Source organism: Roseixanthobacter pseudopolyaromaticivorans, assembly GCF_043195145.2.
In the GTDB taxonomy this organism is placed as follows: domain Bacteria; phylum Pseudomonadota; class Alphaproteobacteria; order Rhizobiales; family Xanthobacteraceae; genus NCEH01.
Map to the genome: position 1 here is coordinate 3,344,562 of NZ_CM195539.1, position 25,712 is coordinate 3,370,273.

The 25,712-nt window shown below is 66.4% G+C and carries 22 protein-coding genes and 1 riboswitch; of the genes, 7 read left to right on the forward strand and 15 right to left on the reverse strand.

The annotated features are described in order from the left end of the window. Nucleotides 1-4: 4 nt before the first annotated feature. The gene (locus tag V5F68_RS15875) at nucleotides 5-1,117 is read right to left on the reverse strand and encodes a 2'-deoxycytidine 5'-triphosphate deaminase (RefSeq protein ID WP_394014006.1); all 1,113 of its coding nucleotides are present in this window, start codon (nucleotides 1,115-1,117) and stop codon (nucleotides 5-7) included. 79 nt (nucleotides 1,118-1,196) lie between these two features. Continuing rightward, nucleotides 1,197-1,276: riboswitch (SAM riboswitch) on the forward strand. Between the two features lie 52 nt (nucleotides 1,277-1,328). Between V5F68_RS15875 and V5F68_RS15880 the strand changes: the two genes are divergently transcribed. From V5F68_RS15880 to V5F68_RS15890, 3 genes are all read left to right on the forward strand, one after another. Continuing rightward, nucleotides 1,329-2,525: an O-succinylhomoserine sulfhydrylase gene (locus V5F68_RS15880; RefSeq protein ID WP_394014007.1), complete on the forward strand. Its 1,197-nt coding sequence runs from the start codon at nucleotides 1,329-1,331 to the stop codon at nucleotides 2,523-2,525. 145 nt (nucleotides 2,526-2,670) lie between these two features. After that, entirely contained in the window at nucleotides 2,671-3,063 is a 393-nt protein-coding gene (gene apaG, locus V5F68_RS15885; RefSeq protein WP_394014008.1) for a Co2+/Mg2+ efflux facilitator ApaG/CorD, read from the forward strand. Nucleotides 3,064-3,077: 14 nt separating this feature from the next. Then, nucleotides 3,078-4,574, forward strand: a complete 1,497-nt coding sequence (locus tag V5F68_RS15890; protein ID WP_394014009.1) for a TrkH family potassium uptake protein — start codon at nucleotides 3,078-3,080, stop codon at nucleotides 4,572-4,574. 33 nt (nucleotides 4,575-4,607) lie between these two features. Here V5F68_RS15890 and V5F68_RS15895 read toward each other — a convergent pair whose 3' ends face one another. The 3 genes from V5F68_RS15895 to V5F68_RS15905 all read right to left on the reverse strand — a co-directional run bounded on the left by V5F68_RS15895 (nucleotide 4,608) and on the right by V5F68_RS15905 (nucleotide 7,866). Continuing rightward, nucleotides 4,608-5,636 carry an Hsp33 family molecular chaperone gene (locus V5F68_RS15895; RefSeq protein ID WP_394014010.1) on the reverse strand — a complete coding sequence of 343 codons (1,029 nt, stop codon included), beginning with the start codon at nucleotides 5,634-5,636 and terminating at the stop codon, nucleotides 4,608-4,610. A gap of 95 nt (nucleotides 5,637-5,731) precedes the next feature. Next, nucleotides 5,732-6,661: an ornithine carbamoyltransferase gene (argF, locus tag V5F68_RS15900; RefSeq protein ID WP_394014011.1), complete on the reverse strand. Its 930-nt coding sequence runs from the start codon at nucleotides 6,659-6,661 to the stop codon at nucleotides 5,732-5,734. After that, entirely contained in the window at nucleotides 6,658-7,866 is a 1,209-nt protein-coding gene (locus V5F68_RS15905; protein WP_348844466.1) for an aspartate aminotransferase family protein, read from the reverse strand. The genes argF and V5F68_RS15905 overlap by 4 nt, the downstream gene beginning before the upstream one ends. 336 nt (nucleotides 7,867-8,202) lie before the next feature. Here V5F68_RS15905 and V5F68_RS15910 point away from each other — a divergent pair, with 336 nt between their 5' ends. Next, nucleotides 8,203-8,715 (forward strand): GcrA family cell cycle regulator, encoded by a 513-nt coding sequence (locus tag V5F68_RS15910; RefSeq protein ID WP_394014012.1) that lies wholly within the window; start codon nucleotides 8,203-8,205, stop codon nucleotides 8,713-8,715. Nucleotides 8,716-9,103: 388 nt separating this feature from the next. Here V5F68_RS15910 and phoB read toward each other — a convergent pair whose 3' ends face one another. The 7 genes from phoB to V5F68_RS15945 form a co-directional block, all read right to left on the reverse strand. Then, on the reverse strand, nucleotides 9,104-9,805 hold the full coding sequence (phoB, locus tag V5F68_RS15915) for a phosphate regulon transcriptional regulator PhoB (RefSeq protein WP_348844464.1): 702 nt from the start codon (nucleotides 9,803-9,805) through the stop codon (nucleotides 9,104-9,106). A 5-nt stretch (nucleotides 9,806-9,810) separates the two neighbouring features. Continuing rightward, nucleotides 9,811-10,539: a phosphate signaling complex protein PhoU gene (gene phoU, locus V5F68_RS15920; protein ID WP_348844463.1), complete on the reverse strand. Its 729-nt coding sequence runs from the start codon at nucleotides 10,537-10,539 to the stop codon at nucleotides 9,811-9,813. A gap of 19 nt (nucleotides 10,540-10,558) precedes the next feature. Further along, nucleotides 10,559-11,383 (reverse strand): phosphate ABC transporter ATP-binding protein PstB, encoded by an 825-nt coding sequence (gene pstB / locus V5F68_RS15925; RefSeq protein WP_394014013.1) that lies wholly within the window; start codon nucleotides 11,381-11,383, stop codon nucleotides 10,559-10,561. Nucleotides 11,384-11,483: 100 nt separating this feature from the next. Continuing rightward, on the reverse strand, nucleotides 11,484-12,317 hold the full coding sequence (gene pstA / locus V5F68_RS15930; RefSeq protein WP_394014014.1) for a phosphate ABC transporter permease PstA: 834 nt from the start codon (nucleotides 12,315-12,317) through the stop codon (nucleotides 11,484-11,486). Between the two features lie 17 nt (nucleotides 12,318-12,334). Continuing rightward, nucleotides 12,335-13,312 (reverse strand): phosphate ABC transporter permease subunit PstC, encoded by a 978-nt coding sequence (gene pstC / locus V5F68_RS15935; RefSeq protein WP_394014015.1) that lies wholly within the window; start codon nucleotides 13,310-13,312, stop codon nucleotides 12,335-12,337. Nucleotides 13,313-13,811: 499 nt separating this feature from the next. After that, nucleotides 13,812-14,855 carry a phosphate ABC transporter substrate-binding protein PstS gene (pstS, locus tag V5F68_RS15940; RefSeq protein WP_394014016.1) on the reverse strand — a complete coding sequence of 348 codons (1,044 nt, stop codon included), beginning with the start codon at nucleotides 14,853-14,855 and terminating at the stop codon, nucleotides 13,812-13,814. Between the two features lie 126 nt (nucleotides 14,856-14,981). Further along, the gene (locus tag V5F68_RS15945) at nucleotides 14,982-16,322 is read right to left on the reverse strand and encodes an ATP-binding protein (RefSeq protein ID WP_394014017.1); all 1,341 of its coding nucleotides are present in this window, start codon (nucleotides 16,320-16,322) and stop codon (nucleotides 14,982-14,984) included. A 381-nt stretch (nucleotides 16,323-16,703) separates the two neighbouring features. Here V5F68_RS15945 and V5F68_RS15950 point away from each other — a divergent pair, with 381 nt between their 5' ends. Further along, nucleotides 16,704-17,384, forward strand: a complete 681-nt coding sequence (locus V5F68_RS15950; RefSeq protein ID WP_394014018.1) for a hypothetical protein — start codon at nucleotides 16,704-16,706, stop codon at nucleotides 17,382-17,384. A gap of 49 nt (nucleotides 17,385-17,433) precedes the next feature. On the opposite strand, the gene V5F68_RS15955 is transcribed toward V5F68_RS15950, so the two are convergent. The 3 genes from V5F68_RS15955 to ahcY all read right to left on the reverse strand — a co-directional run bounded on the left by V5F68_RS15955 (nucleotide 17,434) and on the right by ahcY (nucleotide 22,346). Then, the gene (locus tag V5F68_RS15955; protein ID WP_394014019.1) at nucleotides 17,434-18,471 is read right to left on the reverse strand and encodes a lysylphosphatidylglycerol synthase domain-containing protein; all 1,038 of its coding nucleotides are present in this window, start codon (nucleotides 18,469-18,471) and stop codon (nucleotides 17,434-17,436) included. 193 nt (nucleotides 18,472-18,664) lie between these two features. After that, nucleotides 18,665-20,551 carry a potassium transporter Kup gene (locus V5F68_RS15960; RefSeq protein WP_394014020.1) on the reverse strand — a complete coding sequence of 629 codons (1,887 nt, stop codon included), beginning with the start codon at nucleotides 20,549-20,551 and terminating at the stop codon, nucleotides 18,665-18,667. 397 nt (nucleotides 20,552-20,948) lie between these two features. Further along, nucleotides 20,949-22,346 carry an adenosylhomocysteinase gene (gene ahcY / locus V5F68_RS15965; protein ID WP_394014021.1) on the reverse strand — a complete coding sequence of 466 codons (1,398 nt, stop codon included), beginning with the start codon at nucleotides 22,344-22,346 and terminating at the stop codon, nucleotides 20,949-20,951. 509 nt (nucleotides 22,347-22,855) lie between these two features. Here ahcY and V5F68_RS15970 point away from each other — a divergent pair. Together V5F68_RS15970 and V5F68_RS15975 are read left to right on the forward strand one after the other, a co-directional pair. Continuing rightward, nucleotides 22,856-23,458 (forward strand): CarD family transcriptional regulator, encoded by a 603-nt coding sequence (locus V5F68_RS15970; RefSeq protein WP_394014378.1) that lies wholly within the window; start codon nucleotides 22,856-22,858, stop codon nucleotides 23,456-23,458. Nucleotides 23,459-23,663: 205 nt separating this feature from the next. Beyond that, entirely contained in the window at nucleotides 23,664-24,080 is a 417-nt protein-coding gene (locus V5F68_RS15975; RefSeq protein ID WP_394014022.1) for a DUF1236 domain-containing protein, read from the forward strand. Nucleotides 24,081-24,442: 362 nt separating this feature from the next. Here V5F68_RS15975 and V5F68_RS15980 read toward each other — a convergent pair whose 3' ends face one another. Continuing rightward, entirely contained in the window at nucleotides 24,443-25,693 is a 1,251-nt protein-coding gene (locus tag V5F68_RS15980; protein ID WP_394014023.1) for a ubiquinone biosynthesis hydroxylase, read from the reverse strand. Nucleotides 25,694-25,712 lie beyond the last annotated feature (19 nt).

Here is a 25,712-nt window from a genome sequence, read left to right on the forward strand (position 1 = left end):
TGCCTCAGGCCCCCGGCACGAAAGCGCGGAAATGCTTGGAGAGCTTCAGGCCCTGCCCCTGGTAGTTTGAACCGAGCCCCTCGCCGTAGAGCGCCTTCGGCCGCGCCGCCATGCGCTCATAGACGAGGCGCCCCACGGTCTGGCCGTGCTCAAGAATGAACGGCACCTCGCGCGAGCGCACTTCCAGCACAGCGCGCGCGCCGCTGCCGCCGGCCGCCGCATGGCCGAAGCCGGGATCGAAGAAGCCCGCATAATGCACGCGGAATTCGCCCACCAGCGGATCGAACGGCACCATCTCGGCGGCAAACGCGGGAGGCACCTGCACCGCCTCGCGGGAGGCGAGGATGTAGAAAGCGTCGGGATCGAGCACCAGGCTGGTGCGCCCGCGCGCCCGGATCGGCTCCCAGAAATCCTCCACATCGAGCGCGTTGCGGCGATCCACGTCCACGACGCCGGTATGCCGCTTGGCGCGGAAGCCCAAAAGGCCGCCCCAGGCCTCGCCCGCCAGATCGACGCCGACCGCGATGCCGCCGCCCACCACGTCGGGCTTTTCCGCATTCACCAACTGCTCGGCCGTCTGAAGGGTCAGCAGTTCGAGATCGGACAGGCGCGAGACGCCGCGCCGGAACCGCACCTGCGACAGGCGCGAGCCGGTGCGCGCCAGGATCGGGAAGGTGCGCGGCGAGATTTCCAGGAACAGCGGCCCCTCGTAGCCGGCGGGGATGGCATCGAAGGCGCGCGCGCCATCGGCGATCACGCGGGTGAACACATCGAGCCGGCCGGTGGAGCTTTTGGGATTGGTGGCGGCCGAGACATCGGCCGGCAGCTTCAGCTTCTCGGCCAATTGCACCAGATAGACGCAGCCGGTTTCCAGCACCGCGCCATCGGCGAGGTCAAGCTTGTGGAGCGCGAGATCCTCCAGCCGCTCCTTCACGCTCATGCCGGCGCCGGGCAGGAAGCTGGCGCGGATGCGCCATGCCGTGCGCCCGAGCCGCAGATCGAGGCTGGCCGGCTGAATCTGATCGTCGTCGAACGCCCGCTTCGTGACGATGCCGCCGGCCTCGTGAAGCGCGGCAATGGCCTGTGACGGCAAGATGCCCGGTTTCAGCTGGTCCACCTGCGATCCGCCTCCCTGTCCCACCGTTCGGTTTAACGGACGCATCCCTTGACGCCAAGTCTGCCGCGCGCTTTAACTGAAATCGTTCCGTGGTGAATTTGAGCCGGCCGGCTTGCTGCCACGCTAAATAAATCGCTAAAAGGCCGGGGATCGTACAGGGCGTTCGCGCCCCTTCCTACGTGTCCTCGGCCTCATTTGAGGCTCGAAGACCTTGGCGCACATCCCCCCGGACGTCTCCACCCTCCATCCCGATACCCTGCTCGTGCAGGGTGGCACCACCCGTTCGCCCTATGGCGAGACGGCGGAGGCGCTCTATCTCACCCAGGGCTTCGTCTATGACGATGCGGAATCCTGCGAGGCCCGCTTCAAGGGCGAGGACCCGGGCTTCATCTATTCGCGCTACGGCAACCCCACCACCGCCATGTTCGAAAGCCGCATGGCGCTGCTGGAAGGTGCGCAGGCCGCGCGCGCCACCGCGTCCGGCATGGCGGCGGTGAATGCCGCGCTGATCTGCCAGCTCAAGGCCGGCGACCATGTGGTGGCCGCGCGCGCTCTGTTCGGCTCCTGCCGCTGGATCATTGAGGAATTCCTGCCCCGATTCGGAGTCGAAACCACGCTGGTGGACGGCACCAATCTTGAGGCCTGGCAGGCGGCGGTGAAACCCAACACCAAGGTGCTGTTCCTGGAGAGCCCCACCAACCCGACCCTCGAAATCATCGACATCGCGGCGGTCGCGCAGATCGCCCACAAAGCCGGCGCGCGGCTGGTGGTGGACAATGTGTTCGCCACCCCGCTGCTGCAGAAGCCGTTCGAACTCGGCGCCGACGTGGTGGTCTATTCGGCCACCAAGCATATCGACGGCCAGGGCCGCTGCCTCGGCGGCGTCATCCTCGCCTCGGAAGCCTTCATCAACGAGGGTTTGCAGACCTATCTGCGCCAGACCGGCCCCTCCATCTCGCCCTTCAACGCCTGGGTGCTGCTGAAGGGCATGGAAACCCTGGCGCTGCGCGTGGAGCGCCAGCAGGCGAGCGCGGCCGCCATCGCCGATGCGCTCGCCACCTCGCCGAAGGTGGAAAAGGTGATCTATCCCTTCCGCGCCGATCATCCCCAGGCGGCGCTCGCGCGCCGGCAGATGAAGGGCGGCGGCACGCTGACCACTTTCGTCGTCGGCGGCGGCAAGGAAGGCGCGTTCCGCTTCGCCAATGCGCTGCGGCTCATCCGCATTTCCAACAATCTCGGCGATTCCAAGAGCCTGCTCACCCATCCCGCCACCACCACCCACCAGCGCTTCACCCCCGAGGCGCGGGCGGAAATGGGCATTTCCGACGGGCTGGTGCGCCTCTCGGTCGGCCTGGAGCATGTGGACGACCTTCTCGCCGACCTCACCCAGGCCCTCGATAAGGTGTGAGGGCGCCGCGCGCCGCCCGTTTTCGCGGCGCGCCTGCCCTCCCCCGCGACGCCGAAGCTCGGCCGATCTCGCGGCGAACCCATTGCACAGCGCCCGCATCGCGGGTTCACTGTGCGTGAACGCAACGAAGAAAAAGGGGGATCGGATGTATCGGGCGACGACGCGCCAGATCCAGGTGACGGCGACGCCGCGCTATGTGGCGGAGCGCTCGGATCCGGAGCATGGCAATTTCTTCTGGGCCTACACCATCGAGGTGGTGAACCTGGGTGGCGATGTCGTGCAGCTCAAGGCGCGCCACTGGGTCATCACCGACGCCCACGGCCATGTGGAGGAAGTGCGCGGACCCGGCGTGGTGGGCGAGGAGCCCGTGCTTCCCCCCGGTGGGCGGTTCGAATACACCTCCGGTGTGCCGCTTGCGACCGCCATGGGCATCATGAGCGGCCATTACGAGATGTTGACCGAGACGGGCGAATCCTTCTCGGTGGAAATCCCCGCATTCTCCCTCGATACGCCGGACATGCGCCGCGTTCTGAACTGAGCTGGCAGCCCCACATGCAAGCGGCCAAGGCACCCACCATCCACGCCGAAGCCGGCCAGCCGCTCGACGCCCGGCCGATCGCCGCGGCGCTGGGCACGGTGGTGGTGATCCTCGGCGCGAGCATGCTGCTGCCCGCGCTGGTGGATTACGCGGCCCGCTCGGGCGAGCAGGATGTGTTCGTCGGAACCGCCGCCGTTACCGTGTTCGTCGGGGTTTTGCTGTGCGTCATCGGCCGCGGCGCGAACTTCCGCCGGCTGGACCTGCGGCAGGCCTTCCTGCTCACCACCTCGGTCTGGGTGGTGCTGACGGCGTTCGCCGCCCTGCCCTTCATGTGGGGCAAGGCCGACCTTTCTCCCACCCATGCCCTGTTCGAGGCCATGTCCGGCCTCACCACCACCGGGGCGACGGTGATGACCGGGCTGGATGACCAGACGCCCGGCATCCTGCTGTGGCGGGCGCTGCTGCACTGGTTCGGCGGGGTGGGCATCGTTGTGATCGCCATCGCCGTGCTGCCCATGCTCAGCGTCGGCGGCATGCAATTGTTCCGCATGGAATCCTCCGACAAATCGGAGAAATTCCTGCCGCGCGCCGGTGCCATCGCCAAGGGCCTGCTGCTGGCCTATGTGCTGCTCACGGCGCTGTGCATCGCCAGCTACAAGGTGGCCGGCCTGGACCTGTTCGATTCCGTCACCATCGGCATGTCCACCATGTCGAGCGGCGGCTTCGCCAATTCCGATTCCTCGCTTGGCGTGTTCGCGGATCCCGCGGTGGATTATGTGGCGATCGTGTTCATGCTGCTGGCGAGCCTGCCCTTCCCGCTCTATATCCGCGCGCTCTCGGGCGACATCACGCGGCTGGTTACCAATCCCGAGGTGCGCCTGTTCCTTGGCATCGTCGCGGTGTTCACCCTCGCCTCGTTCGCCCAGCAGACCTTCCAGGGCGTGGCGCATGGGGAGACGGCGTTTCGCGGCGCCTTGTTCACGGTCGCCTCGCTCATCTCCACCACCGGATTCATGGGCGTGGACTATACCAATTGGGGGCCGCTCTCCGACGCGCTGTTCCTGGTGCTGATGTTCGTGGGCGGGTGCACAGGCTCAACCTCCGGCGGCCTTAAGGCCTTGCGCATCGCCATCACGGCGAAGGCGGTGCGGCAGCATCTCAAGCGGATTTCCTATCCGAACGGGCTGTTTCCCATTCGCTACGGCGGCGCGCCCGTGGCCGACGACATCGTCGCCTCGGTTCTCGGCTTCGTGTTTCTCTATTTCGCGACCTTCATCATCGTCGCGGCGGCGCTGAATTGCATCGGCCTCGATGTGCGCACGGCGCTTTCGGCCACCATTGCCTGCCTCGCCAATGTGGGGCCGGGGCTCGGCCCGATCGTCGGGCCCGCCGGCAATTATGCCAGCCTGCCGGAAAGCGCGATCGTGCTGCTGACCGTGACCATGCTGCTCGGCCGGCTGGAAATCCTCACCGTGTTGGTGCTGCTGCTGCCGCGCTTCTGGGTGCGCTGAGCGCACAGCCGGGAAACGCGGAGGCGGCGCGGATCAGGGCGCCGCGTCGTCCGCAGAAGCTTCGCCGGCCGGCGCCTCTTGCGCCAGCACTTCCTCAGCGGCGAAGCCATAAGAGCGGCCGCAGAATTCGCAGGTCACCGAAATCCGGCCGTCCTCCTGCACCATGTCGCTGCGCTCCTCGCGGCTGAACGAGGACAGCACACCGAAGACGCGCGCGCGCGAACAGGTGCAGTGGGCGACGATCGGCTGGGGTTCGAAAACCCGCACGCCGCGTTCGTGGAACAGGCGATAGAGCAGCGCTTCGCTGGGCAAAGCGCGATCCAGCAGTTCCACATCCTCCAGCGTGCCCACCAGCGACTGCGCCTCGACCCAGGCATCATCGAGGGGCACATCCGATTGTTCGGCGCCCTCAGGCGCATCGCCGGGATGCAGGTCGCCCTGCGCCGCCCGTCCCGCCTCGGCGGGCAGGAACTGCGCCAGCAGGCCGCCCGCGCGCCATGCGGACGGCTCGCCGCCGGGCCGCATCTCCTCGCCGACGGCAAGGCGCACGCGCGTCGGAATCTGCTCGGACTGCTGGAAATATTGATGGGCGGCCGCCTCCAGCCCTTCGCCGTCCAGGGCCACGACCCCCTGGTAGCGATTGGCGGACAGGCCCTGGTCGATGGTCATGGCGAGGTGCCCGCGCCCGATCAGCAGGGCCGGTGCGGCGGCGTTGCTCGCCTCCGCCTGCGCCACCGCCTCGGCATCGAAGCGGGCATAGGCGCGCACCTTGTCGGGGCTGACGAAATCCACCACCACCATGTCCACCGGACCGTCGGTCTTGGTCTGGAGGATGAAGCGGCCCTCGAACTTCAGCGACGATCCCAGCAGCACGGTCAGCGCCACGGCCTCGCCGATGACGCGCTTCACCGCGTTGGGATAATTGTGATGCACCAGCACCGCGTCGAGCATGGAGCCGACGCGCACCACCCGGCCGCGAATGTCGAGCGCATCCACCTGGAACGGCAGCACCGAATTGTCCGGCGCTTCCAGGCGGGCCTCAGGGCTTGTGTCCTTGGTCATGATACCTCATTCCAACCGGCAGGCTCCGGGCCTGCCTTCGACCGACGGGCGGGCATGGCCGGGGGACGATGGGTTCACCTCCCCCGGCGCCCGCCTCACGCGGCCGGCGTGTCGAAGCACCAGGCCAGAATGCCCTTTTGGGCATGCAGGCGGTTTTCGGCTTCGTCGAACACCACCGATTGCGGGCCGTCCATCACCTCGTCGGTCACTTCCTCCCCGCGATGGGCGGGCAGGCAATGCATGAAGATGGCGTCCGGCGCCGCGCGGCCCATCAGGGCGCGGTTGACCTGGTAGGGTTTCAGGAGATTGTGGCGCCGCTCGGCTTCCTTGTCGCCCATGGACACCCAGGTGTCGGTGAGGACGCAGTCCACGCCCTCCACCGCCGCCTCGGGATCGCGGGTGAACTTCACCCGCGCCTTGGTCTTCTTCACGAACTCCTTCAGCGCCTGGCGCGGCGACAATTCCTTCGGCGTCGCGACGTTCAGCTCGAAATCGAAGCTGTGGGCGGCATGGATCCAGGACGCGAGCACGTTGTTCGCGTCCCCGGTCCAGGCCACCTTGCGGCCCGTAATGGGGCCCTTGTGCTCCTCGAAGGTCATCACATCGGCCATCACCTGGCAGGGATGGGACACGCGGGTCAGCCCATTGATGACCGGCACCGTGGCATAGGTGGCCAGTTCCATCAGATCCTCGTGGCTGAGGATGCGGATCATGATGGCATCCACATAGCGCGACAGCACGCGGGCGGTGTCGGCGATGGTCTCGCCGCGCCCGAGCTGCATTTCCGCGCCGGTGAGCATCACCGTGTCGCCGCCGAGCTGGCGCATCGCCAGATCGAACGAGACGCGGGTACGCGTGGACGGCTTGTCGAACACCATCGCCAGCGATTTGCCGGCGAGCGGCCGCTCGGCCGTGCCGGCCTTGCGCTTGGCCTTGAGATCCTTCGACAATTCCAGAACCCGCCGCAGTTCCACCGCGGGGATTTCGGACAGATCAAGAAAATGACGCACGCCATTGTCCTTCATTCGGCGGCTCCCTTCGCCGACGCCAATGCAAGGCCGTTCTCGATCCGCAGGCAGGCGGCCTCGATTTTGTCGGCGGCAATGGCGATCTCGTCCTCGGTGAGGATGAGGGGCGGCAGAAGTCGAACCACGTTATCACCGGCGCCGGGGGCCAGCAGCCCCTCGTCGCGCAGGGCGAGCACCAGTTCGGCGGCGGGGCCTTGCGCCCTCACACCGAGCAGGAGTCCTTCACCTCGCACTTCGGCGATGACCGCGGGATGACGGTCCTTGATGTCGTTCAGCACGCGGACGAGCTGGGCGGAGACGGCCTGCACCCGCTCCAGGAAGCCGTCCGCCAGCACCACGTCGAGCACCGCATTGCCGACCGCCATGGCGAGCGGGTTGCCGCCATAGGTCGAGCCGTGGGTGCCGAGCGTCATGCCGCGCGCCGCATTCTCCGTGGCGAGGCAGGCCCCCATGGGGAAGCCGCCGCCGATGCCCTTCGCCACCGCCATGATGTCGGGCACGATGCCCGAGCTCTGGTAGGCGAACAGGTTACCGGTGCGCCCGACGCCGCACTGCACCTCGTCGAGGATCAGCAGCAAGCCGTGGGCATCGCACAGGGCGCGCAGCTGCGGCAGGAAGTCCGCCGACGGCACGCGCACGCCGCCCTCACCCTGGATCGGCTCCACCAGGATCGCCCCGGTCTCCGGCCCGATGGCGGCTTTCACCGCCTCGATGTCACCGAACGGCACATGGTCGAAGCCCGGCATATTGGGGCCGAAGCCTTCGAGATACTTGGCATTGCCGCCGGCCGCGATGGTCGCGAGCGTGCGCCCGTGGAACGCGCCCTCGAAGGCGATGATGCGGTTTTTCGCCTCGGCCCCGATCACATATTGGTAGCGGCGCGCCATCTTGATGGCGCACTCCAGCGCTTCTGCACCCGAATTGGTGAAGAACATGGTGTCGGCGAAGGTGGCCGCCTTCAGCCGCTCGGCCAGGCGCTCGCCGCCGACGATGCGGAACAAATTCGAGGTGTGCCAGAGCTTTCCGGCCTGTTCGGTCAGCGCCGAGACCAGGTAGGGATGGGCATGCCCGAGGATGTTGACCGCGATGCCGGCGGTGAAATCGAGATAACGTCGCCCGTCCGTCGTGACGAGCCAGCAGCCCTCTCCCCTTTCGAAAACGAGGTCGATGCGCGCGTAGGTCGGCAGAACGGGGGTGATCACAGAACCCCTCCTCTTGGGGTGGGGCGAAACGCGCTGCGTCTCGCCGGACATCAGAAACGCCAAAGGCCGCCCTCGCGGGGCGGCCCGACAAAAGGGGATTCTAATGATCGCGCGCGTGAGGTCAACAGAGCGCAGCCGTTAACGTGATCGTAACGACTTGGGGACAACGGCACATGAGTGCATTCCGACTCTGTGCGAGAGTCCGTGCATATTGTAGTTTGCTCGTGGCCGACCACGACATGTCGTGCGGTCCTGTTCCCCAAGTGACGTTGGGCCCTGCGAACCCGCGTGCGATGGCGCGCCTGGGTGCGGGAGAAGAGTCGAAGGAGGAGAGCGATGAGCTGGAACGACGAGCGCGTCGAACTCTTGAAGAAGCTCTGGGGCGAAGGGCTTTCCGCAAGCCAGATTGCCGGCGAGCTGGGCGGCATCACCCGCAATGCGGTGATTGGAAAAGTGCATCGTCTCGGCCTCTCCGGCCGGGCGAAATCGACAGTACCTGCAGCCCGTCCGCGCAAGGCCCGGCCTGAAACGCCCGTGAACAAGCCCGCGCCGCGTCCGCAGACGATCGGCAACACCGCCCTGGCTCCCGCATTGGAAGCCTTCGTGGCGCCCGAACCCGCGCCGCGTCCCGCCGGTGGAGACAATATCGTCGCCATGGGTCAGCGCTGCACCATCATGAACCTGACCGAAGGCACCTGCCGCTGGCCGATCGGCGAGCCGGGCACGGAAAGCTTCTATTTCTGTGGCGGGCGCAGCCTCACCGGCATGCCTTACTGCACGACCCATGCGCGGATGGCCTACCAGCCCACGCAGGATCGCCGGCGCGACCGGCGCGTCGCCCGCATCTGAGCGGCGACAGTCACGAAGGACATGCGCCGGCCGAGCGGATTTCGCCGGCGCACGCAAAGGATCGAAGAGATCGAGCCGGAAGGATCGCCGTCACCGACATGGGACGGCCAAAGCGTGCTTTTCGGCCCGCTTCGATGCAGCCCGCCGGCCGCGACGCGGTCATCCGCTGGAAACATAGGGGCCTCGAGCACAGCTCGGCCCCGGAGGGAAAGCCTCCGCCGCCGGCATATCGCCCGCGGGCTCCTCTAAAGCTTGCTCCGCAATGCCATCGCCCTGCGCGGCACTGCGATGGCCGGCTCGGACAGCCCATCGCAAGCCTTCGCCTGGAGCGAGCCCGGACCCGCGATCATCGGGCCCGGCTCTCGCATCCTTCCTCGGTGGGCCGCGCTCAATGCACGCGGGCGAACATCTCGTTGAACGAATAGCCCGCCCCCCGCACGGTGCGGATCGGATCCGACTGCCGGCCGCGGTTGATCGCCTTGCGCAGGCGCCCCACGTGGACATCCACCGTGCGCTCGTCGATATAGACGTCCTGGCCCCACACGCCGTCGAGCAATTGCTCGCGCGAGAACACCCGGCCGGGGCTCTGCATGAGAAATTCGAGCAGGCGGAATTCGGTCGGGCCGAGGTGGACCTCGCGGCCGGAGCGGTGAACCCGGTGGGTCTCCCGGTCCAGCTCGATGTCGCCGGCCCGCAGCAGGGTCGCGACATGCTCCGGCTTGGCCCGCCGCAGCAGCGCCCGCACCCGCGCCAGAAGCTCCGGCACGGAGAAGGGCTTCACCACATAATCGTCCGCCCCGGTCGCCAGGCCGCGCACGCGCTCGGTCTCGTCGCCGCGGGCGGTGAGCATGATGACCGGCAGCCGCTCGGTTTCCGGGCGGGTGCGCAAGCGGCGGCACAACTCGATGCCCGAAAGCCCCGGCAGCATCCAGTCGAGAATGACGAGGTCCGGCACGCTTTCGCGCAGCCGGGTCTCGCCTTCATCGCCTCGTCCGACGCTCTCGACGAAATAGCCTTCCGACTCCAGATTGTAGCGGAGCAGGAGGGTCAGGGGTTCCTCGTCCTCGATAATCAAGATACGCGCAGGCACGGATTTTACCCCTGAAGGCTATGCCCCGGGAAAGTCACGGTCGTCTCGCTTGAGACATCCGCCTTCGGGCGCTCGTCGGACAGCATCTGCCCCGAAACCATGTAATAGACGGTTTCAGCGATGTTCGTCGCGTGGTCGCCGATGCGCTCGATATTCTTGGCGCAGAACAGGAGATGCGTGCACACCGAGATGTTGCGCGGGTCTTCCATCATATAGGTGAGAAGTTCGCGGAACAGCGAGGTGTACATGGTGTCGATGCCGCTGTCGCGGACCCACACGTCCACCGCCTTCGCCTGGTCGTGGCTGGCATAGGCATCCAGCACTTCCTTGAGCTGCTCCAGCACCAGGTCGGACATGTGCTCGACGCCGCGCACCAGCTTCTGGGGGTGATATTCCCCCTCGATGGCGAGCACGCGCTTGCCGACGTTCTTCGCGAGGTCGCCGATGCGCTCCAGGTCGGAGGCGATGCGGATCGAACCCACGACATCGCGCAGGTCGCTCGCCACCGGCTGGCGCTTGGCGATGCAGAGGATCGCCTTTTCCTCGATCTCCCGCTGCAGCAGATCCACGCTCGTATCGAGCAGGATCACGCGCTGTGCGGACGCGGTATCGCGGCGGATCAGGGCATTGACGGCATCAGCCACCATGCGCTCCGACTGGCCACCCATTTCGACGACCTTGCGGCCGATCTCCTTCAGCTCGGCATCGAAGGCCGAGACGGTATGGTCGGACATCTCGCAGATCCTTGCTTGGTCAGCCGAAGCGGCCGGTGATGTAGTCGCGGGTCTTGATCTGCTTGGGGTTGGTGAAGATCACGTCGGACGGCGCGACCTCGACCAGTTCGCCCAGATAGAAAAAGGCGGTGATGTCGGCGCAGCGCGCCGCCTGCTGCATGTTGTGGGTCACGATGACGATCGTGAAGTCCTGCTTCAATTCGTCGATCAGATCCTCGATCTTCGAGGTGGAGATCGGATCGAGCGCCGAGGTCGGCTCGTCCAGCAGGATCACTTCCGGCTGCACGGCGATGGTGCGGGCGATGCACAGGCGCTGCTGCTGGCCGCCGGACATGCCGAGCGCCGAGGTGTGCAGGCGGTCCTTGGTCTCTTCCCAGATGGCGGCCTTGCGCAGGCAGCTTTCCACCCGCTCGTCCATCTTCGCCTTGCTGAGATTCTCGTGCAGGCGCACGCCGAAGGCGATGTTGTCGTAGATCGACATGGGGAACGGCGTCGGCTTCTGGAACACCATGCCGATGCGCGTGCGCACCACGGTGGGGTCCAGTTCCTTGCCGACAATGTTCACGCCGTCGAACATCACCCCGCCCTCGGCGCGCTGGCCGGGATAGAGGTCGTACATGCGGTTGAACACGCGCAGCAAGGTGGACTTGCCGCAGCCCGAGGGGCCGATCATCGCGGTGACGCGCTTTTCGGGGATCTCGAAATTGATGTTCTTCAGCGCGTGGTTCTGCCCGTAATAGAAATCGAGCTTCTCCACCTTGATCTTGGTGGGCGCCTGGACCGCATCGGGCTTGGCCGAGACGGAGGAGGAAATATTGAAGGTCGGATCCACTGCAGAGTTCATGTCAGCCTCATTCGGTCTCTGGTCGCCCGGTGGGCCGGCGTCCTGCCGGCCCGGGCGGTGATCTTGGGCGCCCTCTGGGCGGTGATCTCAGGGTGCCGGCTCAGCGCGTGCGCGCCAGCACCAGACGGGACACGACGTTCAGGACCAGAACGCCCACGGTGATGAGGAGCGCACCGGCCCAGGCCAGCGATACCCAATCGTCGAACGGGCTTCCGGCATATTGATAGATCGCGATCGGCAGGCTGGCCATGGGCTTGCTGAGATCCGTGGACCAGGAATTGTTGCCCAGTGAGGTGAACAGCAGCGGCGCCGTTTCACCCGCCGCGCGGGCGATGGCCAGCAGGATGCCGGTGACGATGCCGGCGCGCGCCGCCCGCCAGGTGATCATGATGACCACCTTCCACTGCGGCGCACCGAGCGCGAAGGCGGCTTCGCGCAGGCCCACCGGGACCAGGTTCAGCATGTCCTCGGTCGTGCGCACGATCACCGGGATGACCAGGATCGCCAGCGAGATGGCGCCGGCCCAGCCGGAGAAGCCGCCGAACGGCACCACCAGGAACTGGTAGATGAACAGGCCCACCAGGATGGAGGGGGCCGAGAGCAGGATGTCGTTCACGAAGCGGGCGGCGGAGCCGATCTTCGTGCCCTTGCCGTTCTCGGCGAGGAAGGTGCCCGCGAACAGGCCGATGGGACCGCCGATGGCCAGGGCGATGACGATCTGGATCAGCGACCCGACGATGGCGTTGAGCAGGCCGCCCCCCTGGCCGGGAGGCGCGGTGACCTTGGTGAAGACATTGAGGTTGAGTGCCGGAAGACCGCGGGAAATCAGGGTCCACAGGATCCAGGCCAGCAGGAAGATCGCGAAGATCGCGAAGCCCGTGGAGACGACCTTGATCGTGTAGTCCTTGGCGCGGCGTGCTGCGAGGGATGCCATGATTTTTGCCTCCCGGATCAATCGAGCCGCGAGCGCACGAGCGCACGGGACAGGGCAAGGACGATGAACGAGATCACGAACAGGATGAAGCCGAGCTGCAGCAGCGAGGTCAGCTTGAGCGAGCCGATGGAGGCCTCGGGGAACTCGTTCGCGATGGTCGAGGCGATGGTCGCGCCGGGCGCGAACAGGGAGGCCGAGAGGCGGGTCGCATTGCCGATCACGAAGGTGACGGCCATGGTCTCGCCGAGCGCGCGCCCGAGGCCCAACATCACGGCGCCGACCATGGCGGTCTTGCCGTAGGGCACCGAGACGTTCTTATAAACCTCGAAGGTGGTGCCGCCGACGCCGTAGGCGGATTCCTTGAGCATCGGGGGCACCGATTCCAGGGTCTCGACGAACATGGCGGTGATGAAGGGGATGATCATCACGGCCAGGATCACGCCGGCTGTCAGCATGCCCGAGCCGAGCGGCGGCCCCATGAACAGGGCGCCGATGACCGGCAGCGGGCCGAGCCATTCGATCAGCGGGGGCTGCACATAGGCGGCCACCAGCGGGACGATGACGAAGAAGCCCCACATGCCGTAGATGATGGAGGGCACCGCCGCGAGCAGCTGAACCGCGACGCCGATCGGCCGCTTCAGGGGCTGCGGGGCGATTTCGGTGAGGAAGAAGGCGATGCCGAAGGAGAGCGGCAGGGCCACGATGACCGCGATCACGGCGCTGAAGATCGTGCCGTAGATCATCACCAGGGCGCCGAAATTCTCGGTCACCGGGTTCCAGGAAGAGGACCACAGGAATTCGAGGCCGAAGTGCCGAAGCGCCGGCAGGCCGCCTTCGAACAATTGGGCGATGATCAGGCCCAGCAGGATCAGGACGAAGAAGCCGCTCGCCCACAATGCGGCGACAAAGATGCGGTCGGCGACTGCCCCGACACCCTTTGCCTCGCCGATGGGAATGATCCCGTCCGACCTCAGTTTATCGACCGTTGCGTCCATCGCCCGATGATCCCCAAATCCCGCGCGCCGCACAGCTCGCGCTCATGAAAACAGATCGCGCGGACGACACGCGCACGTCTGCCGCGCGCACCATCGTCCCCGGGATCCATCCCGTTCCAGGATGCCGGCCGGCTGCCGGACCCCGATCGAATTCGCTTTGTGCCGACGCCCCAGGGCCGCCACGTTGAAACCTCGGCCCGGTCGCCCGCCGCCAGTACAGGCCGCGTCGGCGCCTCGCCGGTTGAACCGCCTTTTCCGCCGCGCGATCCGGCCGCACCGCGCACCGAAGCACCGCGCCACGGGGCGCCACAGGCGGGCCGCCTTGCGGCAGACGCCCCTTCGGGCAAGCCGCTCAGGCAACATCGCATCGTGCAAACGGCGCCCAGCCGCCGTGACGGTTTCTCGGGCGCCATCGCCAGGGCTGCCGTATCGGCAGCCGTACCTTGGCAAAATCCCCGCCTTCTCCTTGCAGAAAAGGCGGGGACCGCGTGATCAGAGATCAGAAAACGGGCTTGCCGTCGGGAGACTTCACTTCAGCCTTCCAGGCCGCCTTGACGCGCTCCACAACCGCTTCGGGAAGCGGGATGTAGTGCAGCTTCTCGGCCATCTCGCTGCCTTCCTTGCCATAGGCCCAGTCGAAGAACTTCATCACTTCGCGCGAAGCATCCACATTGCTGGGGTTCTTCGGCAGGAGGATGTAGGTCGGGCTCACGATCGGCCACGCGCCGGGACCGGCGGTGTTGATCATGGACGCGGCGAAGTCCTTGGAACCGGCCCAGTCGGCCGCGGCGGCGGCTTCGATGAAGGCGGGAACTTCGGGCGACAGGAACTTGCCGGCCTTATTCTGCAGCTGGGTCACCACGAGCTTGTTGGCGGCGGCGTAGATGAATTCCACGTAGCCGATGCCACCCTTGGTGTTCTTCACGTTGCCGGTGACGCCTTCATTGCCCTTGGCGCCAGCGCCCGTGGGCCACTGAACCGAGGTGGCGGCGCCGACCTTGGACTTCCATTCCGGGGAAACGTCCGAAAGGTAGCTGGTGAAGATGTAGGTCGTACCGGAAGCGTCCGAGCGATAGACCGGGACGATCGCGGTGGAGGGCAGCTTCACGCCGGGGTTCAGGTCAGCGATGACCTTGTCGTCCCACTTGGTGATCTTGCCGAGATAGATGTCGGCCAGCACCGGGCCGGTGAGCTTGAGCTGGTTGGTCTCGACGCCGTCGAGATTGACGGTGGCGACCACCGAGCCGATCACGGCCGGGAACTGCAGCAGGTTCGCGGAAGCGAGCTTCGCGCCGTCCATCGGAGCATCCGAAGCGCCGAAATCGACGGTGCGGTTGACGATCTGGTTCTGACCGCCGCCGGAGCCGATGGACTGGTAGTTCAGGCCGTTACCGGTCTTCTCTTTATACTTGGCGCCCCAGGTCTGGTAGACGGGGGCCGGGAACGACGCGCCAGCGCCATTGATATCGATGGCGAAGGCTCCGCCAGCGAAAAGGGAGCTGGCAACAGCAATCGCTGCGCCAAGAGCGGTGGTGAGCTTCACGGGGTTCTCTCCTTGACCAATAGGTGTCGCCCGTCGGCTAGCTGCCGCGACGCAACATTGGGCCGGTTAACTTTAACGGGCCGGCGCCACGGTTCTATGACCCCAACGTGACAGTGCAATGACGTTTTACGCCTTTGATTTTACGAGATTTTTTTCTGGCACTTCCACGAGATCGAACCGGACGGTGAAAGTCGCCCCGGCATCTTGCCGACTTTCGATCCCCATGCGCCCTCTATGACGCGCCACAATATGTTTCACGATGGCCAGCCCGAGGCCCGTACCGCCTTGGTCGCGGCTGACCGCGACATCGACCCGGTAGAAGCGCTCGGTGAGGCGCGGAAGATGCTCCGGCGAGATGCCGGGACCAAAATCCTGCACCGAGACCACGGCCGCCGGCGTGCCGCTCCGCTCGATGCCCACCACCACCTCGACCCGGTGCCCATTGGCCCCGTATTTCAGTGCGTTCTCGACCAGATTCTCGAACAGGCGGATCAATTCGTCTCGTTCGCCAAGGACATAGACCGGCTCCTGCGGGCGGCTGATCTCGATCTCCACGTCGCGGTCCTGCGCCAAAGGGCCGAGGGTGTCGCACACATGGGCGACGATGCCCCCCAATTCCACCGGCGTTTCCGGGCGAACATGGGCATTCAGTTCGATGCGGGAGAGGGAGAGCAGGTCCTCGATCAGGCGCGACATGCGCCGCGCTTGCGCCGCCATGATCCCGAGAAAGCGCTCCCGCGCCGCAACATCGTTGCGCGCCGGCCCGAGCAGGGTTTCGATGAAGCCCAGGAGCGAGGCGAGCGGGGTGCGCAGCTCGTGGCTGGCATTGGCCACGAAGTCCGCGCGCATCTGCTCGATCCGGCGCTGGTGGGTCAGGTCGCGAAAAGTGAGCAGCACCGTATCGGGCGAGCGGTCGTCCCGCGCGCTGGTGCCGCGCCCGCCGGGATTGAGCCGGAGCGGCACCACATGGGCCTCCAGCCAGCGGTCGAGCGGCACCCGCTCGCCGAACTCGACCCGGCGCGGCAGACCGTCCTGCGCGCCCGCGCGCACCGCCTCCAGAACTTCCGGCACGCGCACCAGGAAGGAGAGCGGATCTCCCACCTTCGCCGGCCCCACCGACAGGGCGACCCGCTGGTTCGCGGTAAGGATCTCGCCGCCGGGGGTGAGCAGGAGCGCCGGCTCCGGCAAGGCCGCGACCACCGCTTCCACCCGCGGATCGACCAGAGGCGCCGGGATGGGCAGTTCCTCCCGCGGTGGCTCGACGACGATCGGCGGCGGCACGTCGCGGCCGCGCGTCGCCACGAAGGCGCAGGCGGAAAACAGCATCACGAGGAGCGCTGCGAACGGCGGCGCGATGAGATCGAAGGCGACGCCCGCCCCGAACAGCGCGCACAGCGCGACCACCAGGCCGAGCGAGGTGAGCCAGGGCCGTGCGCCCCCGCGGCCCGAGGATGCGCCGGGCATCATGTGCCCGACCGCCGCGCGTGGTCGCCCCGCCGCATGCTGGGCATGCGCCAGCCGCCGCCGGAAAGAGCCGCCGGCAGCACAGCGGGGAAGGGCACGCGCCGTTTCGGCAGTGGCAGGCCTGACATGAAGCGCGTTTCCTCCCGCAGCATTTGCGCACGGCAATTTCTAGGACCGACGCAGCGGCCCATTTGGCATATGCTGTAGCGCCTGCGCGAAGACAATAAGACAGTGACGGCACACAAGCGCCTTCAGGCGCATTCCCCGCGCATTTTTCTTGCGCTTTATCAGCTGGATGCGCGCGCGAGCCGGGCGCGCCTTCCCGTAGGTGCCGGGGAATGGTATCGCGTGCGTTCGCGCAGAACCGATAAGGGACGAGGTCTTATGAAATTGGTCAGGCGGCATGGCGCCAGCCGTGTCCGGCCGAGTCCCCGGCCCGCTCTCTCCCCCGCGATTGCGATCCGAGCCCTGGTTCTGGCCTGTGCCGGGCTGAGCGGCACAGCGATCCCCCTCGCGGCGGAGCCCCTGCCCGCCCTCACGGTCGATTTCGCCCTCACGGCCAAGCTCGGCGGGCGCCTGCAGGTGGATATGGCCCGGCAGGGCAATCACATGCGGATGGAAATCAGCAATCCGGCGGTGCCGGGCACTTTGCTCGGCTTCCTCAATATCGACACCCGCAAGGTGGTGCTGGTCTCCCCCAGCCTGCCGAAAATGGGGATCGAGACCGACCTGCCGGCGGATTTCCAGATTGCCTCCCTGGCCGGCGAGGGCACGCGCACCGGCACTTCCGAGGTGGCGGGGGAAGCCTGCACGCTCTGGCAGGTGGAAAAGGCGGCCCAGCTCACCGGCCCGACCACCGCCTGCATCACCGAGGACGGCATCGTGCTGCGCACGCAGGTGGAGATCCAGGGCAAGGCGCACCTTGCCTTCGAGGTCCTCTCGCTGAAGCGCGGGCCCCAGGATCCCGAGCTGTTCCGTCTGCCGCCGGGCACGCGGACGATGAAGATGCCGAACGGCGGCGGCCTGCTGCCCTCGCCCGGCACCGGCCCGGCGATCGCGCCCTGACGCGCGGCGCCGGTGGCGCCATCACGCGACCCTCAGCGCAAGCGATGCTTCAGCCGTCGCGCGATTCCAGGCCCGTGGGCAGGGGCGCGTGGACCGGCTCGGCCGCCGCATCCCGGCGCAGGCGCCGCCGCAGGGTGCTGAGCCAGAGTTCGCGCGAACCGAGGATGGTCAGGGCGATGGCGAACGGCACGATGTAATAGAACAGGCGGAACAGCAGCAGCGCGCCGACCATCTCTTCCTTGTCGAACTGCGGCAGCGCGATCAGCAGCGCCGCGTCGAACACGCCGAGGCCGCCCGGCGCATGGCTCGCGAAGCCGAGCAGCGTCGCGGTGATGAAGATCACCGCCAGTGAGACCGGGTCGATATAAGGCGAGGCCGGCATCAGCATGTACATGGCCGCCGCGCACAGAGTGAGATCGAGAATGCCGATGCCCACCTGGATCACGGTCGACTTGCCCGCCGGCAAGGTGACGAACCAGCTGGAGCGGCCGATCTTCCGCGGCGCGGCGCTCACCCAATACATATAGCCGAACAGGCCGATGAGGGCGGTGGCGCCGATCAGCCGGTTCACCAATGGCGGCAATTGGTCCACGGCGGTCGCAGCGTCGGGATGGATCAGGATGCCGAGGCCGAGCACCGCGATATTGCCGAGCCAGAACGTCAGCCCCGCGATGAAGCAGATCTTGGCGACATCCACCGCCGTCAGCCCCCAGGCGGAATAGATGCGGTAGCGCACCGAGCCGCCGGTGAAGACCGTGAAGCCCACATTGTGGCCGACCGAATAGGAGCAGAAGCCCGCCATGGCGGCCACGCGATAGGGGATGCGCGTGCGCCCGATGGTCTTCAGGGCGAAGAAATCATACAGGGTCAGGGTCAGATAGGCGCAGGCCACCAGCACGAAGGCGGCGAAGACGAAGTGCGGGTCCTTCTCCTTCAGCGCCAGCACAACCTGATCGAACTTCAGCTTGTGCAGCATCCGGTAGAGCACGACCGCGGCAAATCCGATGACCGCCAGGCTCGCGATGAAGCCGAGCCCGTGCAGGCCCACTTTGTCCCGAAGGAAACGCCAGATTTTCACATGAAACATGAAACACCATTTCCCCGCCGGCCGCTTCTTGTCCCGCATCCGCGGGGTGCCGGCCCGCGGTGCGTTTCTTTGAGGCCTCTTTCCCTTACGTCGGAACGCGTTTCGCGGCTATGCCTTGTTGCTGACTTTGGGGCGCGGGCGGGCCTTTCCTAACCCGGCAACACGGCCGGTCCAAGGCAAGCCAAAGCCACGCTTATAATTTCACGGGATAGCCGATTTCCATGGTGCGGGCGCGCGGCAGGCCGAAGCGGTCCACGGAGCGCTCCGCGTTGCGCGCCAGAAACGCGAAGACGTGCGCCACCACGTCGCGCAGGCGGAAAATCTCGTCGGGCGGGATGATCCGCTCGTGGCCGATCACGTAGATCGCCTCGTCCGGGTCGATGCCGCGCGCGCTGAGCGCCGGGCCGAGCACCGAGGGCACGTCGATCTGCTGCATGTAGCCGAAGCGCAGATCCACCTGCACGAAGGTCCCATCCAGCAGGGTCACGCGCACGCGCTCCTCCACCGAGACGCGCGGCCGGGCGACGATCCACACCGAGACCACCACCGCGCGGTTGAAGCGGATTTTCATCACATCCGCCATGCGCGAGAGCGCCACTGGCGTCATGGCACCCGCGCGGGAGAGGAAGATCGCGGTGCGCGGGCTCACGCCGTCGCTCGCCCGGTCCTTGCGTGCCACGAAGCCGTCGAGCGGCTCGGTGAAGCGCACCTGCTGGGCGACCACGCTTTCCAGGCCGCGCCGCCAGCTCACCATGACGAAGATGACGATGCCCGCGATGGTCAGCGGCAGCCAGCCGCCGTCGTGCAGCTTGGTGAGGTTGGAGGTGGCGAATGCCGCGTCCAGGGACAGCAGGCAAACGCCAAGCAAGATCACCGCCGGCTTGGGCCAGCCCCAGGCGCGGCTCACCTGGGCGATGAACAGGATGGAGGTGGTCACCATGGCGAAAGCGACCGCGATGCCATAGGCGGAGGCAAGGCGGTCGGACGCCTCGAAGCCGAGCACTACGGCGATGCAGGCGATCATCAGCAGCCAGTTCAGCCGGCCCACATAGATGTGCTGCTCGTTGTGCTCGCTGGTGTAGCGGATGCGCATGGGCGGCAGGTAGCCGAGCTCGATCGCCTGCTTGGCCAGCGAGAACACGCCGGTGATGATGGATTGCGAGGCGATCACGGTGGCGGCGGTGGCGAGCAGCAGCAGCGGGATGTCGATCGGGTCGGGGCACAGATCGAAGAAGGGATTGCGCACGGCGCTCGGATCGGTGAGCAGGATCGCGCCCTGGCCGAAATAGTTCAGCAGCAGCGCCGGCATGGCCACCACCAGCCAGGCGCGCGCGATCACCTTGCGGCCGAAATGCCCGAGATCGGCATAGAGCGCCTCGCCGCCCGTGATCGCGAGGAAGCACGCGCCGAGAATCACGCCCGCAAGGCCCGGATGGCCCAACAGCAGGCGCACGCCGTGGCGTGGATCGAGGCCCACCAGCACCTCGGGGGCGCGCACGATGCCGTAGATGCCGAGAATGCCGATGGCGCTGAACCAGAGCAGCATGATCGGGCCATAGAAGCTGGCGATCTTGTCGGTGCCGGCGCGCTGGGAGAGGAACACGCCGAGCAGCACCCCGACGGTAAGCGGCACCACCCATTGGTTCAGCTGCGGGGCGATGACGCCCAATCCCTCGATGGCGGAGAGCACCGACATGGCCGGCGTCAGCACGCCATCGCCGATCAGCATGGCGGCGCCGAGCAGGCCGGCAGCGAGCAGATACCACCGCAGGCCGAGCGCACTGCGATGCAGGTCCAGCAGCGTGACGAGGGCCAGGATGCCGCCCTCCCCGTCATTGTCGGCGCGCAGCACCAGCATGACGTATTTGACGGTCACCGAGAGAATGATGCTCCAGGTGATGAGCGACAGCAGCCCCAGCACGTCGTCCGGCATGAAATTGGTGCCGCCCACCGCCAGCACGCCCTGCTTGAGGGCGTAGAGCGGACTGGTGCCGATGTCTCCGAATACCACGCCCAGCGCCCCGATCTCGGCGGCGAAGGGCAGAATACGTTTTCGATCGCGGCTCACACTCAGGGACATGTCGCTGGATCCGCGCGCTTAACGAGGGGGCCGGGACAGGACGGGACAGCGGCGCAGGCGGCGGCCCGACAGGTCGCTCCGGCGCCATCCCGCGCGCCGCGATCGATGGTCATAACCGTCCAAGGCAGCCCCCCAGCAGCGCGCGACCGCAGCGAGCCGCAGCCGCTTCACACCTAGCTCTCTTCGCGAATGATGACAATGCGGGTCTCTGCCGTAAGGGCGCTGAATAAATTCCAATTGGAGCAGGTTCGCGGCGCGCCGTCCGCCGGGCGATGGCGACAAGTTGGCGCGGGCCGGGAAAACGCCTGCGCCCCGGCCTCTTGCGAGCACCGGGGCGCAGAATCACGCACGCGCCGGGCCGACGCCGCGCATGGCACGCGGCATCGGCAGGCTCGCCTCAGTAGCGATAGGTCTCGGGCTTGAACGGGCCTTCCTGCGGCACGCCGATATAAGCGGACTGCTGGTCCGACAGCTTGGTGAGCTTCACGCCGATCTTTTCGAGATGCAGCGAGGCCACCTTCTCGTCCAGGGTCTTGGGCAGCGTGTAGACCTTCTTTTCATACACGCCCGGCTTGGTGAACAGCTCGATCTGCGCCAGGGTCTGGTTGGTGAACGAAGCCGACATCACGAAGCTCGGATGGCCGGTGGCGTTGCCGAGGTTCACGAGGCGGCCTTCCGACAGCAGGATGATGCGCTTGCCGTCGGTGAACTCGACCTCGTCCACCTGCGGCTTCACATTGTGCCACTTGAAGTTCTTCAGGCCGGCGACCTGAATCTCACTATCGAAATGGCCGATGTTGCAGACGATGGCGCGGTCCTTCATGGCCCGCATGTGGTCCACGGTGATGACGTCGAGGTTGCCGGTGGCGGTCACGAAGATGTCGGCGCGCGTGGCGGCGTCTTCCATCGTGGTGACCTCATAGCCTTCCATCGCGGCCTGGAGCGCGCAGATGGGATCGACCTCGGAGACCATCACGCGGCAGCCGGCATTGCGCAGCGAGGCGGCCGAGCCCTTACCCACGTCGCCGAAGCCGGCGATCATGGCGACTTTGCCGGCCATCATCACGTCGGTGCCGCGGCGGATGCCGTCCACCAGGCTCTCGCGGCAGCCGTAGAGATTGTCGAACTTGGACTTGGTGACGCTGTCGTTCACGTTGATGGCGGGCCACAGCAGCGTGCCCTTCTTCTGCATCTCATAGAGGCGATGCACGCCCGTGGTGGTCTCTTCCGTCACGCCGCGGATGGAATTGGCGAGCATGGTGTACCAGCCGGGCTTGTGCTTGAGGCGGCGCTTGATGGCCGCGAACAGCACTTCTTCCTCTTCATTGGTCGCGCCGTCGAGGAAAGCGGTGTCGCCGCCTTCCGCGCGCTTGCCCAGATGCACCAGGAGGGTGGCGTCGCCGCCGTCGTCCAGGATCATGTTCGGCGCGCCGCCGTCGGCCCATTCGAAGATGCGATGGGTGTATTCCCAGTATTCCTCGAGGCTCTCGCCCTTGATGGCGAACACCGGGGTGCCGGCCGCGGCGATGGCGGCGGCGGCGTGGTCCTGGGTCGAATAGATGTTGCAGGAGGCCCAGCGCACGTCGGCGCCGAGCGCCTTCAGGGTCTCGATGAGCACGCCGGTCTGAATGGTCATATGCAGCGAGCCGGCGATGCGGGCACCCTTCAGGGGCTGGCTCGGGCCGTATTCGGCGCGGGTGGCCATGAGGCCGGGCATCTCGATCTCGGCGATGTCCAGTTCCTTGCGGCCCCAGTCGGCAAGATTGATGTCTTTCACCACATAATCGGCGGTCATGTCGTCTCTCCGTCCTGGTGCTGCGGCCCTGCCGGTGCAGGGCGTCTCATCTTGTGAGCTGCCCTCTAGCACGGGCACGGCTTATGAGCAATCAACATATAAAGAAATGTTTATATGTGAGAAAGCTGAGATCGCCCACCACCTTAGGGTATGACATGGCAGGCTTGCGCGAGGACGGGCCGCAAAGCCGGCGCAGCGCTTTGATTTCATCGGTTTTTGTGTTATACAAGCCTTTACAGTCGATTGCTTATCCAACCAGCCGCGTCGCGCGTGCATTCAATAGCGCATTCTCGGGAACATTGGGGCGAGAAATTTGGCATCCGGCCGCGAAGGCGGTTTGGGTGCTTACGCGAGGTTGTAGTCATCGACTGACATGAGCGGGCCGTCGGGCGTACCGGCCGCGGCCCAGTCGCCAGCGCAAGGTGCGCCATCGCCCGGGTCATACCGGAAACGAGCGCTCGCGCGCCAACACGATCCGGCCGCTGGCCGGGTCAGGAGTGGTCAAGAGCATGTCGACAAAAAAGAGCGCCCAGGCCCGCCTTGGTTTCAAGACGGGTGAGCACATCGTGTACCCCTCGCACGGCGTCGGTCGTATCATGGCCATCGAGGAGCAGGAAGTCGCTGGCTTCAAACTCGAGCTGTTTGTCATATCTTTTGAGAAGGACAAAATGACGCTGCGCGTACCGGTGCCCAAGGTGGCCACGGTGGGCATGCGCAAGCTGTCCGAAGCCCCCGTTGTCGCCAAGGCGCTGGATATTCTCAAGGGTCGCGCGCGCGTCAAGCGCACCATGTGGAGCCGCCGCGCCCAGGAATATGAAGCGAAGATCAATTCCGGCGATCTCCTCGCGATTTCGGAAGTCGTGCGCGATCTCTATCGCTCTGACGCGCAACCCGAGCAGTCCTATTCCGAGCGGCAGCTTTACGAAGCCGCCCTGGACCGCATGGCGCGCGAACTCTCGGCGGTGGAGAACATCACCGACACCGAGGCGGTCAAGATGATCGAGCAGAACCTCCAGAAGGGTCCCCGCCGCGGCGCTGCCAAGGGCGAGGAAGCCGATGTGGAGGTCGAAGCCGACGCCGAGACCGATCTCGAAGCCGAAGAAGCCGCCTGAGACTGCGTCGACTGAACTTCCGCTTGATTTTAAAAAGGCCCGGCCCAGCGCCGGGCCTTTTCTTTTGTGCCGCCGCCTTTTTCTCGTCGCGCGCCGGTGGCGATAAATAAAATATGGAACTCATTACCCCCGAAGGTTGTTCTTGGCTGTATTGCGCAGCTTACGGGATCATCTCTCAAGCTTGCTCACCAGGAGGAATACTTCCATGCTGAAAAAGCTTGTCCTTGTAGCCGCCATCGTTTCCATTCCCGGCCTGGCGTTCGCGCAGAATGCGCCTGCAGCCCAGGGCGGCGCGGCAGCCGGCGCCACGACGGGCGCGATCGGCGGCGCGATCGTCGGCGGCCCGGTGGGCGCGGTCGTGGGTGGTGTGGGCGGTGCCGTGGTCGGCGCCATGATCGGCGATCAGTCCCCGCGCTTCCAGACCTACGTGGTCGAGCAGCGCCGCCCCTCCTACACCTATGCCGAGCCGGTGGCGGTGGGCGCGCAGCTTCCGGACCAGGGCGTCACTTATTATGAAGTGCCGGCCGAATACGGCGCCACCTCCTATCGCTACACGGTGGTGAACAACCGCACGGTGCTGGTGGATCCGCAGACCCATCGCGTGGTCCAGGTCATCCAGTAGCCCCGCTCCGCCGACACGGCGGAGGTGCGGCGCTGACCTGAGCCCGCGTTGAAAAATTACCGGCCAGCTTGCCACAGCAAGCTGGCCGTTTTGCATTCGAACAGGCGTGCTCTATGCGCGGGCACGGGACCCGACATGTACCGCGCAAGCGGAGCGCTTTGCGGATTCATGTGCGGCGAACGTTCGGCCGAATTGAGGGTTTCATCGCCCGAAAAGCCGCGGGAAAGTCGCTTCACACCCGCGTTCGTCTTCGCTAAGCCATTGTTTCACGTGAAACATTTTTGAGAAAATGCGCCTTGAGCGGCACGACGGGTTCCCAATCCCACCGCCCGCGCGCCCAAGCCGGAGGGCGGTCTTTGCCCCTAAAGCGCCTGCCCCCGCATGAGCTTGGGCACCGCGCCGGTCAGCCCCGCCGCATCCTTGATGAACAGGCCCTTGAGGCGTGGCAGCCGGTCCACCAAGCCCAGGCCGACATCGCGCATCAGCCGCAGCGCATCGGAATGGTTGGAGAACAATTTGTTCAGCCCGTCGGTGGCCACCCCCATGGCCAGGGTATCGAACCGGCGCCAGCGCTGATAACGCTCCAGCACCTGGGGCGAAGCGTAATCGAGGCCGACGCGGGCCGCGTCCGTGATCGCCTCGGCCAGCGCCGCCACATCGCGCAGGCCCATGTTGAGGCCCTGCCCGGCGATGGGGTGGATGAGATGGGCGGCGTCGCCCACCAGCGCGAACCGCTCGCCGATGAAGCTGCGCGCCATGGCGAAGCCGAGGGGATGCACGCTCGGCTTGGTCACCGGCTTCACCGTCCCGAGAGAGAGGCCGAAGCGCTGCTCCAATTCCTCCTGGAAGCGGAAAGCCGGCAATTCGACCAGGCGCTGGGCCTCGGCCGTCCGCTCGGTCCACACCACGGAGGAGCGGTTGCCCGGCAGCGGCAGCGTGGCGAACGGGCCGCCCGGCAGGAAATGCTCCTCCGCCCGCCCCTCGTGCGGGCGCTCGTGCTCCACCGTGAAGGTGATGGCGGATTGGCCATAGGCCCAGGACACGGTCTGAATGCCGGCCATTTCCCGCAGCCGCGAGCGGGCGCCGTCGCAGGCCACCAGAAGCGGGGTGCGCAAGGTCTGGTCGGCGCCGTAGGAAACGGTCACACCGCTGCGGTCGGTGGAGAAATCGCGCACCGGCTGGGCGATCAGCTCGATGCCGGCGGCCTGAGCGGCCTCGGTCAGAGCTTGCTGGAGCACGGCATTCGGCACCATGTAAGCGAACGCCTCGCCGGCCTCCACTTCGCCGTCGAAGGTGAGGAAGACCGGGCGCGCGACGTCGCGGGTGCGGCTGTCGGTCACGACCATGGTGCGCATGGGCTCGGCGGCCTGCGCCACCTTGTCCCAGACGCCGAGCACCGTGAGCAGCCGGCGGGCGCCGGCGGCGATGGCGGAAGCGCGCGGATCACCCCAGCTGCCGCGCGCGAAGGCAGGGTCCAGCACCGCAATGGCGGCATCGCTGCCGAGCCCTTCCTTGAGCGCGAGCGCGAGGCTCAGCCCCGCGAGCCCCGCCCCCGCGATCACCACATCGGCGCGGCCTGCGGCGGGCGTGCGGGTCTCGGCGCTGGCGGTCATGATCTTCTCTCCGATATCC

Coding starts and splice junctions, on each gene's coding strand:
- apaG (WP_394014008.1), top strand. CDS start 2,671: ATGTATCGGGCGACGACGCGCCAGATCCAGGTGACGGCGACGCCGCGC.
- V5F68_RS15890 (WP_394014009.1), top strand. CDS start 3,078: ATGCAAGCGGCCAAGGCACCCACCATCCACGCCGAAGCCGGCCAGCCG.
- V5F68_RS15895 (WP_394014010.1), bottom strand. CDS start 5,636: ATGACCAAGGACACAAGCCCTGAGGCCCGCCTGGAAGCGCCGGACAAT.
- argF (WP_394014011.1), bottom strand. CDS start 6,661: ATGAAGGACAATGGCGTGCGTCATTTTCTTGATCTGTCCGAAATCCCC.
- V5F68_RS15910 (WP_394014012.1), top strand. CDS start 8,203: ATGAGCTGGAACGACGAGCGCGTCGAACTCTTGAAGAAGCTCTGGGGC.
- phoU (WP_348844463.1), bottom strand. CDS start 10,539: ATGTCCGACCATACCGTCTCGGCCTTCGATGCCGAGCTGAAGGAGATC.
- pstB (WP_394014013.1), bottom strand. CDS start 11,383: ATGAACTCTGCAGTGGATCCGACCTTCAATATTTCCTCCTCCGTCTCG.
- pstA (WP_394014014.1), bottom strand. CDS start 12,317: ATGGCATCCCTCGCAGCACGCCGCGCCAAGGACTACACGATCAAGGTC.
- pstC (WP_394014015.1), bottom strand. CDS start 13,312: ATGGACGCAACGGTCGATAAACTGAGGTCGGACGGGATCATTCCCATC.
- V5F68_RS15945 (WP_394014017.1), bottom strand. CDS start 16,322: ATGATGCCCGGCGCATCCTCGGGCCGCGGGGGCGCACGGCCCTGGCTC.
- V5F68_RS15950 (WP_394014018.1), top strand. CDS start 16,704: ATGAAATTGGTCAGGCGGCATGGCGCCAGCCGTGTCCGGCCGAGTCCC.
- V5F68_RS15955 (WP_394014019.1), bottom strand. CDS start 18,471: ATGTTTCATGTGAAAATCTGGCGTTTCCTTCGGGACAAAGTGGGCCTG.
- V5F68_RS15960 (WP_394014020.1), bottom strand. CDS start 20,551: ATGTCCCTGAGTGTGAGCCGCGATCGAAAACGTATTCTGCCCTTCGCC.
- ahcY (WP_394014021.1), bottom strand. CDS start 22,346: ATGACCGCCGATTATGTGGTGAAAGACATCAATCTTGCCGACTGGGGC.
- V5F68_RS15970 (WP_394014378.1), top strand. CDS start 22,856: ATGTCGACAAAAAAGAGCGCCCAGGCCCGCCTTGGTTTCAAGACGGGT.
- V5F68_RS15975 (WP_394014022.1), top strand. CDS start 23,664: ATGCTGAAAAAGCTTGTCCTTGTAGCCGCCATCGTTTCCATTCCCGGC.
- V5F68_RS15980 (WP_394014023.1), bottom strand. CDS start 25,693: ATGACCGCCAGCGCCGAGACCCGCACGCCCGCCGCAGGCCGCGCCGAT.